Genomic DNA, 17,698 nt, shown 5'->3' on the forward strand with positions numbered 1-17,698 from the left:
CTAATTTCATATCTAGCATACTCATTTGTTAACTTGTTGAATCTTTATTTCATTATACAGCAAAAATGATTACCGCGGTCATGAAATTTTTCCGTCAATTTAGGTAAAGTGGCTTATTTTACCATTTACTGGCAGTAGGCAGAAAGTAAAAAATAAGTATATGACATGTATCAGATTGGTTTAATTTATAAGCAGTAATGAATTTACCTCTCCCTCTACTCAAAGTTTCCCTTTATTAAAAAGCAATCTTCTTCTATCATAGAGAATGGACAAATTGTTATTTCAATAGTCAAAGGAGTATTTCATAATGAATACATCACAAAAAATGAAGCCGATTACTCCTTCTTATGATCCATGGGAAGCGTATATGGACCTTGAAGAGTACGGCAAATTATTATTAACAAACGTTGAGTTTACAACTACAACGTTATGCAATATGCGCTGTGAACATTGTGCTGTTGGCTATACATTACAGCCGAAAGATCCAAATCCACTTCCGCTTGATTTGTTATTACAACGATTAGATGAAATTCCTCATCTACGCTCTTTAAGTATTACAGGCGGCGAGCCAATGCTTTCAAAAAAATCCGTTGATAACTATGTAACACCGCTCTTAAAATATGCTCACGAACGAGGCGTTCGTACACAAATTAACTCTAACCTAACTATAGATTTGGCTCGTTACGAACAAATTATTCCTTACTTAGATGTTTTGCACATTTCTCATAACTGGGGAACTATTGATGATTTCGTTGAAGGCGGATTTGCCATGATGGAACGCAAACCATCATATGAACAACGCGCCAAACTATTTGAACGTATGATTTCAAATAGTAAAGCATTATCAGAAGCGGGTGTTCTTGTTTCTGCTGAAACAATGTTAAATAAACGCACTCTTCCACACATTGAACATATTCACCGTCAAATTGTTGAAGAGATGGGCTGCAAACGTCATGAAGTACATCCGATGTATCCAAGTGATTTTGCTAGCAATCTTGAAATTTTAACGAAAGATGAAATTCGCAGTGCAATTTCACATCTTCTTGATATTCGTGATGAAAATGTATGGATGTTATTTGGAACATTGCCATTCTATGCATGCAGCAATGACGAACGTGATTTAGAAGTATTCAAAAAGCTGCATACAAGTAAAAACGTCACAGTACGCAATGATCCAGACGGTCGTTCTCGCTTAAATGTAAATATTTTTGACGGCAATATTATCGTTACAGATTTCGGTGACATTCCATTGCTTGGAAACATCCAAACGAACACATTGCAAGAAGCTTATGACAAGTGGAGCTCTTCACAAGCAGCAAAAGAATTAAGCTGTCATTGTCCAGCTGTAAAATGCCTTGGACCAAATATTCTTGTGAAAAATAGTTATTACCCAACAGAAAACTTTTTAACAAAACAAGCAAATCTCACTCTATAAGTGGGAGAAAAAACGCCAGCGCAATATGCGCTGGCGTTTTTTCCCGCTATTCACCGGCAGTAATACTCCCACTTCACTTTATTTTGGGGTAGGGGACGTAATAAACTTAAATGAAATATGATCTTGAATTGGTATGGAAGCTCCAATTCCTTGTGATGTTATATTTTTTATCATAAGTTTTCGCTGATTTCCTTTTAAGACAAGATATACTTCTCCAAATGTTACTTTTCCTTTTTCATTAACTGCTGGCGTATATGCATATAAGTATCCAAGTTGTTTCGGACTAATATTGTATACTCGTTCATGCGCGGTGCCATAGCCAATAATTGTTTTAAACGAAAGAGGTAAGCGTACTTTTTCCATTGCTTTTAGCAGCATCATCTTCTTTACATCTTCCGCATCTTTAATGTAAGAAGTGAGTCCACCTTCCACAATTTTTTGTGCTTCTTGCTTATAATGAAGTGAATAAAATCCCTGTGCACCACGATTATCATGGAAATTCCGATTCACTTGTCGATATTCCCAATTCATCGTTGTTTCAGTTGATTCATAATTTAAAGGCCATTGTCCTAAATAAATTTTAGCCCGGTATCCAACTGCAAGCGGCGCATTAGAAATAGACGTTTCATTAAACATTCGAATTAAGTCCGGATTTTCAATCGCTATTGGCGATGTTTCAAGTAATGTTTTTGCCAGTTCACTCGGTTGTAAGCGCGGCAAATCTTGTGTTGGATTTGGATACGTATTTTCTTTTGAAATGTTTAAAACAGACGGTGGAATTTTCACATTCAGTTCTGTCTTTGCAAAGCTACTACAAGGAAATAAAAAGATAAACGAGAACATGATGATGAGACAAATACTGTACATTCGTTTCATCCGTAAAGCTCCTTCCTAATGGGACTATACTGTTATATTCTTTTCCGCACACCTCTTTGTTATCCAAACTTTTTATCAAAAAATAGGCAAGAAAACTTCACTCGTGTTAGGCATCTACCAAAGGTGATACACGAGACCTCCCCACTTCAAGATTCAAAGGAGAAAAGCGGCGGGATTTTTCATAATAAATAAAAACCGATACCCATAATGAAATATGCTGCAAGTAAGGTTAAGCCTTCAAACCAGTTCGTATCACCATCATTTGATATAGCAATTGTCAAAAATACAGCTGTAATCATTGCCACTAATTCCGGAAAAGTGAATATAAGAGGCATGTTTACTGCAAAAAACATAGAAATAATGACAAGTACAGGTGCAACAAACATTGCAATTTGTAATGTTGATCCAACTGCAATTTCAACGGCAATACTAATCTTATTTTTATAGGCCATAAGAATAGCCGATGCATGCTCTGCCGCATTTCCAACAATGGCCACAATAATAATTCCAATAAATAATTCACTCCAGCCAAATACCTTTGCGACTGTTTCAAACGTATGTACAAGCGCCTCTGATACATAGCCAACCGCTACTGTTGCAAGTGCTAAAATAAGCAACGCTCTTCCTTTTGACCATTCTGGCTCTTCGTCGTGTTGTTCTATTACTTCTTCTTTAGGCTGATATACTCCTCGATGCGTGACAAGTTTAAAATACAATGCAGCTAAATATAAAATAATCATAATGATTGAAACGCCAATACTAAGTTGGAACGTTTTCTCTATGTTCATTTTCATTGAAAATATTTCTGGAATAACAAATGCAACAACAACCGCAAAAATTAATAGGGCTGAATTATGTCTTGCATCATATACATTAAAGCTTTGACGTTTATACTTTAGACCACCTATAAAAAAGGAAAGGCCGCCCACTAGCAATAGGTTACCGAGAACAGAACCTGTTAACGAAGCGAGCACTACTTCTATTAACCCAGCTTGCAATGCAAAAATAGAAATAATAAGCTCAACCGCGTTACCAAATGTTGCATTTAACAACCCACCGATACGCGGTCCTGCCAAAATCGCCAAACTTTCTGTCGCTCTCCCCATAAAGCCAGCAAGCGCAATAATCGTAATACAATATACAGCAAACATAATTGTTTGTGGCCAGTGCATGATGTTACCAAGAATGGAAAACGGCACACCGATAACTACAACGAATAAAAAGATTTTATTAAACATCCTTTTCATCCTTCCAATTTTCATCAATTATCCTTTGTTTTATCATTATTCTTCTAACTTACCCAATTTTCATGATAATTACGTTTAAAAAAGGTCATTGAGGAAAAAAGTAAAAGCGAGCAAAGAATTTCTTATCACGTAAATCCTGTTCATTCAACTAATAATCAGTGCGGGACAATAGAAAGGGGCATAAACAAATGCATATAAAAGAAAAAATAGCAAATATCATTCAAAATCAAAAAACAGGTGTACTAGCAACAATTCGTGACAATAAACCACATAGCTGCTTTATGATATTTTTTCATGAAGATTTTGTATTGTACGCTGCAACAGATCGCCATTCAAAAAAGATAGCAGATATAGAACAAAATCCAAATGTTCATATTTTACTTGGACGAGAAGGAAAGAACTGGGATGAAGAGTATATTGAGATAGAAGGAATCGCTTCTATTGAAGAAGACCATACGTTAAAAAATAAATTCTGGACAAACAGCTTGAAACGTTGGTTACTTGGTCCTGAAGATCCAAATTACGTTTTAATAAAAATTAATCCTGAAACAATTTATTACATTGATAGTGTTGGTACAACGCAACCAGAATTTTTACGTCTATAGCAAAAAGAAACGAGATCTCACGAAATATGAGATCTCGTTTTGTCGAAAAGTTCTTTTCCAAAAAAAATTGAAAAAGCTGGAACTTTCTAAAGATTCTGTTATATAATAGCATTAACTTAAATAAACTGTATTAAAACAGAATGAGAGGGGAAATAAAAATGATGAAAAGAGAAGAACGGAAAAACATGATTGAGTTTATTGAAAAGAAAAAAGGAATTGAACGCGAAGAACTTATGTATATGACGGATGACGAAGTAGAACATATTTATAATGTGACTTACTTCTTATATGAGGAAATTGCAGAATAATACAGAAGACCATTCCCTAAACAGGAATGGTCTTTTTCATGTAAAATAATATATGATTGGAGGAATTCATATGAGCTCATGGTTATTATTCGCATTACTATCAGCAATCGCAGCAGCGCTTGTATCTATCTTTGGAAAAATAGGACTAGAAGGAATTGATTCGAATGTTGCAACGACAATTCGTTCAATCATTATGGCCTTATTTATGATCGGCGTTATTATCATCCAAGGAAAATTCCAAAATATCGGAGAAGTATTAGTAAATAAGAAAGCATTATTATTTATCACACTGAGCGGTGTAGCCGGTGCTTCTTCCTGGCTCTTTTACTTTCTCGCCTTAAAAACAGGAAGGGTTTCACAAGTAGCACCTGTTGATAAATTAAGCGTGGTCTTTTCAATTATCTTGGCTATAATTATTCTTGGTGAAAAATTAAATTTCATGACCGGTATCGGTGTTCTCTTTATTACAACAGGCGTTCTTTTTATTGCTTTTAGTTAACAAAGTGAAAATTTCATTAGTGGAGGCTTACTGCCCGCGAATAGCGGGATAAGAAAAACCGCTATATATATTAGCGGTTTTTCTTAGCTTTTTGTATTTTTACATATGTATAAACAAGCAAAGCGATGACGATTGAAATCATACTAATCCAAAATCCATATCGATGTAAATTGTACTCTACATCTCTCCACTTTTCTCCTAATTTCCAACCAAGCCCAATAAACACACTCACCCAAATCAAAGCACCACTATACGCATATAAACAAAACTTACCCCATTTTAAGTTGGACATTCCTGCAAAATATGCAGTTAGCTGTCTGACACCAGGCAAAAAATAGCCAATCATTAGTAAAAAAGGACCATACTTCCCAAATAAAATATGAGTCCTTTCAATTTGTGCTTCTTTAATCCCCACTTTAGAACCATATTTTTTTAGTACAGGAAGTCCTAGTTTTAAACCGAGCATATAACTTAATGTAATCCCAACTATAGCCCCAGTCATGCTGCTTATAAAAGCCTCTGTACCTGACATATATCCTCTTGAAATATTGTATCCGACAAATGTAAGTAAAAATTCATCTGGTATCGGTAATCCAACGATTCCTCCAGCAAGTGCAATAATAATTCCATAATAACCATAGTGTGCGATTAATTCACCAATATTTTGTTCCATTCGCACGACACATCCTATACGCTATCGTTATTCCACATTGTACCCTCTCTATCAATGAAGCAAACATGGCATACATATTCACTATACATTGTTTTTATGACGAACTCTATATACAATGTTACAACTTAATGGAGAATATTATATCCACATTAACTTATTAGGAAGACATAATGTTGTTTCACAACTGAAAGGAAATTGAAAAACAACTGAAACTTTTTGCATTAGAATTCAATCATACTTAAAAATTGAAAGGAAAATGAAATTTTCCAAAAGAAAATCTTTGCTAAAATAAAAAGCATACAGATAAAAAAGTGTTGACACATGGAGGAAAACGTATTCTTTCAAGATATAGTGGGGGAAAAAAAATGAGATTAGAAAAACAATTAATAAAAAAGATATATTATGAAACATTCCTAATGGAGAATGAAACACATCCACCTCTTCAAGTGCTTGGAGAAGCTTATTTAAACGAACAAAAAAATGAATTTTCCGATGGATCTTATATTCGTTTTGCTCAAGGTGAATTTTATTATCACCATCAAGATTTTGAATCAGCTATTTTTAAATGGGAGAAAGTCAATAATGAATTAGCATCATGGGCACAAAAAAATATTGCGGATGCTTACTTCGAACTTAACCAATTATCAGTTGCTGAAAATGTTTATACATCTATTACTACTGATAATAAAATACTCATGACCGAAATATCACTACAATTACTCTCTCTTTACATCGAGCAAAATAAACTGGATTCAGCTTTCACTGTTATAAAAGAAGCAGTTTCTTTAAATCCCGATTATCCAAACGTTACAGCAATCGCTCGTTCCTTTTATGAAGAACAGCAAGATTTTGGTAGTGCAGTAGAGCTTGCTGTGAATGAGCTAATTCGAACAGAATCTTTCCCATGGTTTGAAGTTCTAAAAGAATATATTGATAAAGGATTTACTACAACTATTTCACCAGATTATTTTTATGAAGTATTAACTACATTATATAATGTAGACCAAGTACAATTTACGCAAATTGTTTCATCGCTTTGGCAGAGCTATAAAAATGAACAAACTTATTTATTATGGCTTAAAACAATAAATGAATTTTTCTTACATATCGAAATACATTCGTCCGATATATGGGACAAAATTTCTTCTCTTTACGAAGAAACGTACTTTGAATTAATTCAAGGTCAATATATGCTGAGACAATTACACGATATCATTCCGAACCTATTAACAAATTGGTTAAAGGTAGCCAATCCGTCTTATTCTGTATTTCCATCTGCAGCAGTATTGGCGTGGGATGAGATTTTCCCTTCCCAAATAGATTCAGCAGATGTAAAACATGCAGAAAATAATCTATCATATTCTACCAATCATACAGATGGATTAGAGTATAGTTTACATCTTTTTGAATCTATTACACAGTGGGCACAAAGAAATGAGTTAGAGATGGGCCATCGATCTAGATGGTTAGTTGGCGAGCTTGCGGATTTAAAAACAAATCGTCTTTTAGTAACAGGAACTTCAGGAAACGGAAAATCTTCATTTATTAACTCTATACTAGGAGAAAATATATTAGAAGACTCAAGCTCAAATGTAGTTGTCTTTAAAAATGATGATCATACCGAAATTAACGCCATAACAGATTCAGCAATTACAACGTCTGAGAATTTCTCTGAGTTCCATAACATGATGTCTATGCAGCGCCAAACATATAGAGATAGAGCGTGTGTTGAATTTAAATTACCATGCAGATTTTTAAGTAAAAATAGACTTACATTCGTTGTTACACCTAGCTTTAACAGAAACAACGATGGCAGAAATGAAACCTTTGAATATTTACATTCAGTAGACGAATTATTATTCGTATTGAATGCTGATTCACCTTTTACTGACAAAGAACGTGACATTTTATTAAGTATTCAAGAACATACACCAAATCTACAAATTCATTTCTTATTAAATAAAATTGATAACATTTACAGTGAAGCAGAAGCAAAAAGAGTTATGCATGATACGCAAGCGAGAATAAACACATATTTCCCGCATGCGAGAGTTTTCCCTTATTCTTCGTTATATACAAATAGTCAACAACTAAACGATTTAACTGAGTTTATTCATTTTAACTTTAACCATAAAAACATCGATACAGAACGCACTGAAAAGCTATTATTTTTCATTCGAAAAACAATCACGTATCTTTTGGATAAACGAGTTGAGATGGAAAACAACTTAGTGGATTCTATTAGTTGGAATGAAGATATTTTAGTTAGACTAAATGGTTTTATTAATAATCTTACTGCTTTTGAGAAGGAAAAAATTCATTCTATTACAGAATCATATCGTACAATGAAAAACGAAATTACGAATGATCTAACAGAACGTATTCCGAAACTACTGCAAAGTTGTTCTGATTTAATTAGCGAAGAAAGTGATTTCGGACACATTGATATTGAACTAAATAAAGCGATGAACGAAAGAGTTCAAAACTATCTAGAACAAACTGTGTTACCTAACCTTGCTCGCTCTATGCAAAATTGGATTGCAACTTCTAATAACGAGTTCCTTCAAAGTCAAACGTACTTAGAAGAAATCAGTGAAGGACTTAATTCTTTATGTGGAGAAAATCGAATACAGTTAGAATGTGACTTTAAAGTGCTCGATGATTGGCGCAGAGATACAGATAGAATGACAACTAGAATCCAAATGGAAGAAGTGAATATCTTACGCCGATTTACACCAGCACAATTTTTACTGAAAAGTGCCGGTAAATTATTTGGAGTTCTTCCTAAAAATAAAACAATGCTATATAACAAATACACACAGTATTTAGAAAATGAAGATTATACCGATGTAACTGCTTCTATTATGAACAAATTTTTCTTGCAGTTTGAGCTATTTGAAAACGCTCTAGAGCGAGATATTACTATGTTCTTCAGAAATCCATTTGGCACATTAAAACAAGCTGTAGAAGACACACATTTAACAATACAAGAAAAACAAAATACACTGCATAAAATGAAATCGAGTCCTGAAGTTTATCATGATCCTATAACGCTCTTTGAATTGAGATTACGTCAGTATGAAGTAATCGTGAATATGAATAAGGATAATTCCTATACAGATTCAACTTTAGAAACAAACATAGATGAAATATCCACTTTTTAATTTTCTCATATTGTAGTAAATAAGAACAAAAAAGCAGCCAATATTGGCTGCTTTTTTTACTAAATTCTTATGTGAAGGTGACTGATGGCATGCGCCCGATTGGTGAGGGCTGATAATCAGTGGGAGATGAAGAACCCTCCACTGATTAAAGTTTCACTTTATATCCCAAATCACATCATCGACCTTTGCTTCCACTCGAATTTGCTGAATAAATTGTTGTCTTTCGTTTTCGTTACGAATTAGTTTATGTATATACCGCCGCTTACTTAACAAATTCCGATAACGTTCTTCCGTATGAATGACATCTCGGCATTTTACATCTTCATATATAACTTTGAACCAATCATGCCCTTTTAACTTTTCAATATGACGAGCAAATCTTCTTTGTTTTCGCTTTTCTCGTCCTTCTATGCTTTCTAACGCTTGTTCCACAATTTCCTCTGCTATATTTTCTCCTACAACTTTTACAATTCCAACCGTTCCCCGAGCGATAACCTTTGTAGCATCTGCTGCCGCTTCTCCTAGTGCAACTGCTCCTCGTACAACCCCAGCGAGAATGTGACCAATAATATCTTCCATAGCCCCTCTCCTTCTAGTCTATCATGTGCATCCGTTTAATGTATTTCCGAAAGAAGTCCCCATCTTCAAGCGCGTGACGGGCAAGAGCCCAGCGATAAGTGGGGATGAATTTCGGTTAGGCATAGCCTAACTGATTTGTAAGAACTGCCAATTGTTAGTATGGTGTATACATTCCATATCTGATATCTTCACTTGCTTGTAAGATTTAGAAGGATTTTGTATATAGTGTCCATTGATATCTTGTACGTATACAATTTTCCCTGTAAATCCTGTCACAAACCCTACTTGTCCAAATACTTTCACTTTATCCCCTAGATAGATTCCATCTACATGCGGTGTGTTTTTATTGTTCCGTTTTGCACTTGCATTCTTTGTTTTTCTTCCTTTTCTTGCGGTTGCTTCATGCAGGGAACGTTTTTTCTTTCTAAATTGCTTGATGCGAAATTTACCGCTTTGGTCATATTCTTGTAATTTTGTTGGATTCGTAATCGCAAGGGCATCATTTGCATGTGTTTTGGCTAATCTAAGTTCTTTTCTCTTTGGTGTAGTGTAACTGCCATACGTAATCTCACAATCCAAACGTTTCATGATTTGCAAACGCAATATATTCATAAAAGCGGTTTCTTTATACTGTTTTGGTTTTTTGAAAACATGTTTGATTATTCCTTGATGAAATTTTTGATGACACTCTTCATGTACGGTTACAAGATTATCTGCCATATCCGAACCGCCATTGCATCTTTCGATGATATGATGCGTATGCAAGACCCCACCTTTTTCCTTACAAATTTGACAGGTATATTGATCTCGCGCAAACACGTAATACCTTATATTCCAAAAGCCAAAGGAATCCCCCTGTTGATATTCTATTCCTTGTATGTCAGGATTTTTTAGTTTTTGTGCATCAAATTTTCCTACTTCGACAATTACTTTTGATGAAGGTAATAACGAGCGGAATGTTTCAATCCAATGAATTTGGTTATCCACTTTGCTTTGAATCGATGGTGGTAACCATCCTTCTTTCTTTTTTCGATTGAGAAAACGCGCTTTTCGGTAGCGGGTTTTACGTTTTCTTCGGCTTTTACGTAGTGTAGCTCTAAGGGTAAGATTCTCTTTGACATCTTGACGCAACTCAATCGTTCCTTTTGCTAGCACTTTGTTTTCTGTGACAATCGCAATGCCTATATGCTTCGCCCCGCTGTCAACACCGATTGTGACGGGTTGCATTGTTTCACCTGTGGCATATAGAAGTTGAATGGTAAACGGAGTATATCCAATAATCGTTGCTTTTCTTTGTTTGAGAAGAAGCCGTGCCTTGCGATGGCTGCAAGGCATAAGCGGTTTCCCACGTAAATTCTTGACAAATACACGCATGTTTTGTCCCTCCTGAGAGTTTGTTTCCCTTCGCCAATGTTTGTAGGTGTTGGCAACTTCTTATACAAGAAGGCATGTGGTTGACCGTTCCTTCCCAATCAGAACTGTTACAGAGCCACCATAGAGCCAAAAACTAGGGAATCATTCTTGGGTATGCAACCTACGAACGGAGTCTACAAAAGACTAAGGCTAGACAACCAGGACTTTTTACAAGCCCCCACTTCAAAATGCGTTAGCATTTAAGTGGTGGGTAGTTGACAAGGATAATATATTGCAACCAAACTTCCTAATACATCGTCTTTATCAATTAGTCCTAGCCCATTACGACTATCTCGGCTTACTAATCGATTATCCCCCATCACAAAGATTTTATTTTTTGGAATGATTATCGGACCAAAATCCTCTGTTAAATTTATCATAAGTTGTTTTGCTTGCTTCTTATTTTTTTCCAAATATGATTCCTTTTGTAATTGACTATTGATATACAACTGATCATTTTTCATTTCAATTTTATCTCCAGGTAAACCGATAATACGTTTCACATAAAAATTATCTGTTTTTATCACAATTACATCACCATGATGATAGCGATCAACTTTCCTTGCTAACTTATTTATAATGACTTTATCTCCGTCATGAAGTGTAGGCTGCATGGAAGCTCCTTGTACCGTCGTCGGAAAAAATACAAATACTTTCATAAAAAAAGCAATAATACATGCAATCGCCAATACTTCAATCCATTCCCGAAAGCGGCTTTTCTGTCTCATGCTTATCTCCTCTATCCCTCTATGTACATATATTATAAAATACTTTTGTAAATAAATTCTATATTATCAGTAAATTATATATGCGATTTATAGAATAAAATCTAACATTCGGTATATAGAAAACGAAAGAAGAACTACTCTTAAGCAGTTCTTCTTTCATTTTCTATATAGCTGTCAACTTGATCCCGCTACTTTAAAGCAGTAAGAGCCCCACCGATGGAGGTTTCACTTTATAATAATCTCCTTATGCTGAGAATATTCTCTTAAACGTTCATCATTAGTACCTGATTCGTTGACCGATTACATTCCAACATAAATAATACACATTTGCGCTCCAATATATGTTGCCCAAACCCAAAGAGGATCATATTTTATATTCCTTCTTCCGATATCAGTAACACCAATAATAAAATCGGAGATGGCAAACAACAAACCTCCAAATGCTGGAATCCACCATGTTCCACCGTTCAAATAAGCAAGTGCAAATGCAAAACATGCCATTCCACTAACCCAAAGCCCGTATACAAGTGCTCCTATTGTAAATAACTTGTCTTGCTTATTATTTCGAATAAAAAAGAACCAGCCAATAATTAAAAATAAACCGTATCCTACTAAGCTAAACCATAACCCAGTCCATGAAATACCTGTTTCTAAAAAAGCTGTAACATACAAGCAATGTGCAATAGCAAATGTCGCCATTCCGCCAATTAAACGGTGCCCAAATGGAATCAAGCCTGCCATAAATAAATCGCCGATTGTTGATAAAAGCATACCGATTGCAACCCACTGCCGATAAGGTGTCACAGGGTCCTGCAGCCACATCCATGTCGCAGCTCCAGTTAATGAAAAACTCAGGAGCAAACGTATAAATAAAGGTAATGGTTCGTTTTTCTTTGTTTGTTTTGATTGCCTTATTGCATAAATTGTACCGAACAGAAATAAAGTTACTTGTCCAATTAGCAGTACGTACATTTCATTCATATTTTTCTCCTTGATGGATTAATATTTCTATGTTATTCGATATAAAAACGCCATTTTCCTTCCTTTTACTTACAAGTTTCAACAAAAAATATATGTATCTCTATTACTCCATCACTTTCTGAAAAAACTCCATTTCATATTTCCTAACTTTACATGTGAAAAAGAGGCTCTTAATGAACCTCTTCACACTGCTTTTGTATTTGCTCCGTTTTTTTCACTATAGGTGTACGATTCACCACAATGATTCCCGTCGCTACACATGCCAATCCAAACAATACGAAAGAATGAATCGCTTCACCTAAAATTAAGCTTGATAATATTACACCAAACACTGGAATGAAGAACATGTACATCGATACTTTTCCAACTTTGTTGTATTTCATCACTGTATTCCAAATACAAAATCCCGCTGCCGATAAAAAAGATAAGTACAGTAACATAAGCAACGTTTGCATATGAAATGTAAATGGCATGAATCCAACTTGTAAAATCCCGATGAATAATAAACCTAAAGAACCCATAATCATTTGATATGCAGTCATATAGCCTACATCCATCGTTTTACTGCCTTCTTTCGCCAAAATGTTACCGTACGAGTACAGCATTGCCGCAGCTAACAATAACAATTCACCAATGCCAAAGTGAAAATCCATATTTCCTTTTGGAATGTTTACAAGAATGACACCACAAAAACCGATTGATACACCAACGATTTTTCTCATATTTAATGAATCATCTTTATATAGAAAATGTGCTAATACAATTTGAAAGAATGACGATGTTCCAGAAATAACTGCTCCTTCAATCCCAGTACTATAGCTCAAACCGATATAAAAACAAACATATTGTAAAAACGTTTGAAACAAACCAATCTGAACAAGTTGCTTCGCTGTACCTTTTTGGAAAGATACATTCTTTCCTAATGCTTTAAAAAAGAATAAGAGCATAACTCCTGCTAGGAAAAAACGGTAGCCAGCAAATAAAATTTGTTCACCTACTTCATGGGGTTGAATATCTAACTGCACATAACTTAGTTTAATAAATGGAAACGCACTGCCCCATAGAAAAGTTGCGCTTAATGCCGCAACAAATACACCAAGCGGATGTGTAAAAAATCTTTCTATCTTCACGTGATGTCTTCCTTTCCGTACTTTTTTACGAACAATATTCATATATAACAAAGCAAAGTCAAAAACACAAGATTTTTTACTTATAATCATTAAGTAAAAAATCTTTCTCTATGTGGAAACATATGTTACAATTTAGAATAATAATAAAGTAAATAACTACACAGAATGTGTTTTCTAAGAAATGCTGCTATCCGTATGGATGGCAGCTTTCGTCGTTTTATAAGGGTTTCGATGATGATTCTTTTTCTCAATGAGAGGAGTAAAAGAGATGAATTCACTAGTAAAAATATTATCAAAGCAAAAGAACGTTTCAACTTAAAAGAATGCTGCTATCTAGATGGATGGCAGCTTTCGCCGTTTTATAGGGCTGTCGATGATGATTCTTTTTCTCAATAGAAAGGAGCGAAAAACTATGAATGCTGAAATAAAAGCATTATTAAAACAAACGGGAACGCCACCTTAAAAAAAAGCTACTATCCATCTTTCACTGGTTTCCATAATAAATTTTTTCTCAATAGAAAGGAGCAAAACAGCTATGAATTCTGAAGTAAAAGTATTATCAAAGCAACAAGGAACGCCAACTTCTTCATCTTGGCTTGCAACATTTCAAAAACATTATGAACTCATTTTTGCACTTACATCTGGAGTTTTCATTTTAATAGGTTGGCTATTAACAAAGAATGACATAACAACAACTGCAACCATATTTTACGTATTAGCTTATATAATTGGAGGTTATGCAAAAGCAAAAGAAGGTATCGAAGACACAATCGCAGAAAAAGAGCTGAACGTCGAAATGCTCATGCTTTTTGCGGCTATCGGCTCAGCTATTATCGGCTATTGGACAGAAGGTGCTATATTAATTTTTATCTTCGCTTTAAGCGGAGCTATGGAAGCTTACACGATGAACAAAAGTCAAAAGGAGATTTCCGCACTGCTCGACCTACAACCTGAAGAAGCATTGCGTATCTCTCGTGGAGTAGAGGAACGTATTTCAGTTGAACAGCTGCAAATTGGTGACATCATTTTAATTAAGCCAGGTGAACGCATTCCAGCAGATGGCATGATTCACACTGGTGAAACAAATATTGATGAAGCTGCCATTTCAGGTGAACCAATTCCAAGTGAAAAGAAACCTGGTGACGAAGTATTCGCAGGAACGGTTAACTTACGTGGTGCGATCGAAGTAAAAATCACAAAGCATAGCGATCAAACGTTGTTCCAAAAGATTATTCGTCTCGTGCAAAATGCACAAAGTGAAAAATCTCCTTCACAACTTTTCATTGAAAAATTTGAAGGGACATATGTGAAAGGCGTACTTCTTGTTGTAGCACTCATGATGTTTGTTCCTCACTATGCTCTTGGCTGGAGCTGGAACGAAACATTTTACCGTGCGATGATTCTACTCGTTGTCGCTTCTCCATGTGCACTCGTTGCAGCCATTACACCAGCTACGTTATCGGCAATTTCAAACGGTGCACGCCATGGAATCTTATTTAAGGGCGGTGTTCATTTAGAAAGACTCGCTTCATTAAAAGCCATCGCCTTTGATAAAACAGGTACATTAACACAAGGAAAGCCAACAGTAACAGATGTATATACGCGTGACGGAATATCTGAAAAAGAGTTATTGCACATTACAGCATCTATTGAAAGTCATTCTACACATCCTTTAGCAGCATCAATTGTTAAATATGCAAAACATGCATATGACATGACATTAACAAAACCAGAAAACGTTGAAGATGTAACTGGATTTGGCTTAAAAGGAACACTGCAAAACAAAGCTTACAAAATTGGGAAAGCTGATTTTATGGGTGAAGCAACAAAATCATTCCATAACGGCATTTCAACGAAATTAGAACAAGAAGGAAAAACTGTTGTATATGTAAGCGATGAGAAAGGTATTCTCGGTCTTATTGCCTTAAAAGATACACTGCGCCAAGAAACAATTGCTGCAATTCGCGAGCTTCAAACCCTTGGCATCGAAGCGGTTATGATTACAGGTGATAATGAACAAACAGCAAAGACCATCGCTGCTGAAAGTAATATTAAAGAGTACTACGCATCTTGCTTACCAGAAACAAAAGTAGAAGCAATAAAAGAATTGAAAAAGAAATATGGTGCAGTGGCGATGGTCGGTGATGGCATTAATGATGCTCCTGCATTGGCAACAGCGAGTATTGGAGTTGCCATGGGAGAAGGAACTGATGTTGCTTTAGAAACTGCAGACGTTGTCTTAATGAAAAATGAACTTTCTCGCTTAGCACAAGCAATTCGTTTATCAAAACGAATGAATCGTATTGTAAAGCAAAACGTTACCTTTTCATTGACAGTAATTATGCTGCTCATTTGTTCAAACTTCCTACAATTTTTAGCACTTCCATTAGGTGTCATCGGTCATGAAGGAAGTACTATTCTCGTTATTTTAAATGGGTTACGATTATTAAAAGCAAATAATTAAAAGGGTTCCAATATGGAACCCTTTTTTTAATGATAACCGTTATGTCCGTTTGCACTGCTGCTCGTTTTATGTTTTGGCTGTGAGCTGCTGTGTTGTTTACGTTGGTTTTTGTCGTTTTTACTATTACCAGTCTTATTTTGACCCATGAATAATCCCCCCTATTCCCCCTTAGTATGGAACAGAAGGTTACTTTTGATTACGGGAATTATTGTCACTCGTTCGATAATAATTCAAGAGTGCGTTAATTTCTCCACCAAGCAAAATCACCCAGCCAGTTAAATAAAACCATAATATTAAAATGATAATAGCACCAAGGCTGCCATATGTATTCGAATAATTTCCAAAGTGATCGACATAGAATGCAAATGAATACGATGCCACAATCCATCCGATTGTAGCAAATAATGCTCCTGTTATCACTTCTTTTCTCTTTACATGACGATTTGGGGCAAATTTATACAAAAAGCAAAATAAACCAAATAATACGAGAAAACTTAATAGTAATCGAACAATACTCCAAACAAACGAAAATTCATGAGATAAACCTAGAATTTTAAAAATCGCTGATCCAATTAATTGGCCAAATACAGGTAAAGTTAAAGCAAAAACAATCATAAAAATCGTTGCTAATGTTAATACAATTGACAATGCTCTTGTTGCAATATATGAACGTGTTTCAGTAATATCATAGGCACGGTTAAATGCCTTCATCACCGCATTTACGCCATTCGAAGCAAAATATAACATTGCAAGTAAACCAAACGATAATAACCCACCATTTTGTTCACTCACTATTTTATCTACATTTGTTTCAATTAAACTCAATACATCTTCAGGAGCATAATTCTGTAAAAAGGCTAATACATCTTCCGTTTCAATTGGAATATATCCAAGAAGCGTTATTAAAAAAACAAGTGCTGGAAAAAGAGAAAGCAAGAAGAAATAGGCAAGCTGCGCTGCTAAGCCTGCCACATCATCTCGCATTGTTCGATCATATAAATCTTTCCCAAATGTGAAAACATGATGAGTTCTTGCTTTTTGTAAAAATGTTTTCATCTTTTTTAAACGCTTTTCTTTTCTTCTTGATTTTGTTTTAGCTCAATAAACGCTTCTGATTTCTTCTCTTCTACAATAGATTCCTTTTTGTCGCTATCTTCTGCTACAATCAGTTCTTCTTCCGTCTTTAACTCTTCTGTCGGTGCAACCGCTTGAATTTCAATTGTTTCTGGTTGTTCTTTCACATTCTTCTTCTTCTTGTTAAAAATATCTTTCGTCTCTTTTAATGTTTCAACAACAGCTGGCGTTAACTTTTTAATTTCTGCTACTTTTGCTTTTACAACATTAAAATCAGCAATTTCGCGCCCTTTATCTGTAACTGTTTGCATCTTTTCTTTTAGCTTTGCATTTTCACCAATTTCAATCATTTTTGTTTTTGCTTTTCCTGCTGTATACTTTACTTTTTCACGATTTTCTTTCTTTAACATAGAAGCCGCCACACCTGCTGCCACACCGATTGCAATATTTCGTACAATATTTCCCTTCTTTGCCATATTCCTTCACCCTTTCATCTATTTTGTTAGAAAGTTATCTTGCTCA

17 protein-coding genes are annotated in these 17,698 nt (G+C 35.1%); 7 read left to right on the forward strand and 10 right to left on the reverse strand.

All coding sequences use genetic code 11. The features are described 5' to 3' along the window. Positions 1 to 307: 307 nt before the first annotated feature. On the forward strand, positions 308 to 1,435 hold the full coding sequence (yfkAB, locus tag WAX78_RS20165; RefSeq protein WP_336483792.1) for a radical SAM/CxCxxxxC motif protein YfkAB: 1,128 nt from the start codon (positions 308 to 310) through the stop codon (positions 1,433 to 1,435). A gap of 78 nt (positions 1,436 to 1,513) precedes the next feature. On the opposite strand, the gene WAX78_RS20170 is transcribed toward yfkAB, so the two are convergent. Next, complete coding sequence (locus tag WAX78_RS20170; RefSeq protein ID WP_336483793.1) at positions 1,514 to 2,311, reverse strand: YfkD famly protein; 798 nt, start codon at positions 2,309 to 2,311, stop codon at positions 1,514 to 1,516. Positions 2,312 to 2,490: 179 nt separating this feature from the next. Then, positions 2,491 to 3,549 carry a calcium/proton exchanger gene (cax, locus tag WAX78_RS20175; protein WP_336483794.1) on the reverse strand — a complete coding sequence of 353 codons (1,059 nt, stop codon included), beginning with the start codon at positions 3,547 to 3,549 and terminating at the stop codon, positions 2,491 to 2,493. 197 nt (positions 3,550 to 3,746) lie between these two features. Between cax and WAX78_RS20180 the strand changes: the two genes are divergently transcribed. The 3 genes from WAX78_RS20180 (at position 3,747) to WAX78_RS20190 (ending at position 4,970) form a co-directional block, all read left to right on the forward strand. Next, entirely contained in the window at positions 3,747 to 4,163 is a 417-nt protein-coding gene (locus WAX78_RS20180; protein ID WP_336483795.1) for a pyridoxamine 5'-phosphate oxidase family protein, read from the forward strand. Between the two features lie 161 nt (positions 4,164 to 4,324). Continuing rightward, the gene (locus tag WAX78_RS20185) at positions 4,325 to 4,471 is read left to right on the forward strand and encodes a BH0509 family protein (RefSeq protein ID WP_028411195.1); all 147 of its coding nucleotides are present in this window, start codon (positions 4,325 to 4,327) and stop codon (positions 4,469 to 4,471) included. Between the two features lie 70 nt (positions 4,472 to 4,541). Continuing rightward, on the forward strand, positions 4,542 to 4,970 hold the full coding sequence (locus tag WAX78_RS20190; RefSeq protein WP_336483796.1) for an EamA family transporter: 429 nt from the start codon (positions 4,542 to 4,544) through the stop codon (positions 4,968 to 4,970). 70 nt (positions 4,971 to 5,040) lie between these two features. On the opposite strand, the gene WAX78_RS20195 is transcribed toward WAX78_RS20190, so the two are convergent. Then, positions 5,041 to 5,643, reverse strand: coding sequence for a DedA family protein (locus WAX78_RS20195; RefSeq protein ID WP_336483797.1), 603 nt, complete (start codon positions 5,641 to 5,643; stop codon positions 5,041 to 5,043). 365 nt (positions 5,644 to 6,008) lie between these two features. On the opposite strand from WAX78_RS20195, the gene WAX78_RS20200 reads away from it, so the two are divergent. After that, complete coding sequence (locus WAX78_RS20200; protein WP_336483798.1) at positions 6,009 to 8,807, forward strand: dynamin family protein; 2,799 nt, start codon at positions 6,009 to 6,011, stop codon at positions 8,805 to 8,807. A gap of 153 nt (positions 8,808 to 8,960) precedes the next feature. Here the strand turns inward: WAX78_RS20200 and WAX78_RS20205 are convergent, their stop codons facing one another. The 5 genes from WAX78_RS20205 to WAX78_RS20225 all read right to left on the reverse strand — a co-directional run bounded on the left by WAX78_RS20205 (position 8,961) and on the right by WAX78_RS20225 (position 13,638). Next, positions 8,961 to 9,386 (reverse strand): hypothetical protein, encoded by a 426-nt coding sequence (locus WAX78_RS20205; RefSeq protein ID WP_336483799.1) that lies wholly within the window; start codon positions 9,384 to 9,386, stop codon positions 8,961 to 8,963. A gap of 126 nt (positions 9,387 to 9,512) precedes the next feature. Further along, entirely contained in the window at positions 9,513 to 10,760 is a 1,248-nt protein-coding gene (iscB, locus tag WAX78_RS20210; protein WP_336483800.1) for an RNA-guided endonuclease IscB, read from the reverse strand. A gap of 239 nt (positions 10,761 to 10,999) precedes the next feature. Then, a complete protein-coding gene (lepB, locus tag WAX78_RS20215; protein WP_336483801.1) occupies positions 11,000 to 11,527 on the reverse strand; it encodes a signal peptidase I in 528 nt (175 codons plus the stop codon). A 300-nt stretch (positions 11,528 to 11,827) separates the two neighbouring features. Further along, on the reverse strand, positions 11,828 to 12,508 hold the full coding sequence (locus WAX78_RS20220; protein ID WP_336483802.1) for a lysoplasmalogenase: 681 nt from the start codon (positions 12,506 to 12,508) through the stop codon (positions 11,828 to 11,830). 170 nt (positions 12,509 to 12,678) lie between these two features. Next, positions 12,679 to 13,638, reverse strand: a complete 960-nt coding sequence (locus WAX78_RS20225) for a DMT family transporter (RefSeq protein WP_336483803.1) — start codon at positions 13,636 to 13,638, stop codon at positions 12,679 to 12,681. Positions 13,639 to 13,833: 195 nt separating this feature from the next. On the opposite strand from WAX78_RS20225, the gene WAX78_RS20230 reads away from it, so the two are divergent. Then, entirely contained in the window at positions 13,834 to 14,034 is a 201-nt protein-coding gene (locus tag WAX78_RS20230) for a hypothetical protein (protein WP_336483804.1), read from the forward strand. Positions 14,035 to 14,173: 139 nt separating this feature from the next. Then, positions 14,174 to 16,102, forward strand: a complete 1,929-nt coding sequence (locus WAX78_RS20235) for a heavy metal translocating P-type ATPase (RefSeq protein WP_336483805.1) — start codon at positions 14,174 to 14,176, stop codon at positions 16,100 to 16,102. A gap of 186 nt (positions 16,103 to 16,288) precedes the next feature. On the opposite strand, the gene WAX78_RS20240 is transcribed toward WAX78_RS20235, so the two are convergent. Together WAX78_RS20240 and WAX78_RS20245 are read right to left on the reverse strand one after the other, a co-directional pair. Further along, on the reverse strand, positions 16,289 to 17,158 hold the full coding sequence (locus WAX78_RS20240) for a YihY/virulence factor BrkB family protein (RefSeq protein WP_336483806.1): 870 nt from the start codon (positions 17,156 to 17,158) through the stop codon (positions 16,289 to 16,291). A 5-nt stretch (positions 17,159 to 17,163) separates the two neighbouring features. Further along, a complete protein-coding gene (locus WAX78_RS20245) occupies positions 17,164 to 17,652 on the reverse strand; it encodes a DUF4075 domain-containing protein (RefSeq protein WP_336483807.1) in 489 nt (162 codons plus the stop codon). Positions 17,653 to 17,698: the final 46 nt, after the last annotated feature.

Source organism: Bacillus yunxiaonensis, assembly GCF_037104695.1.
GTDB lineage: Bacteria > Bacillota > Bacilli > Bacillales > Bacillaceae_G > Bacillus_A > Bacillus_A yunxiaonensis.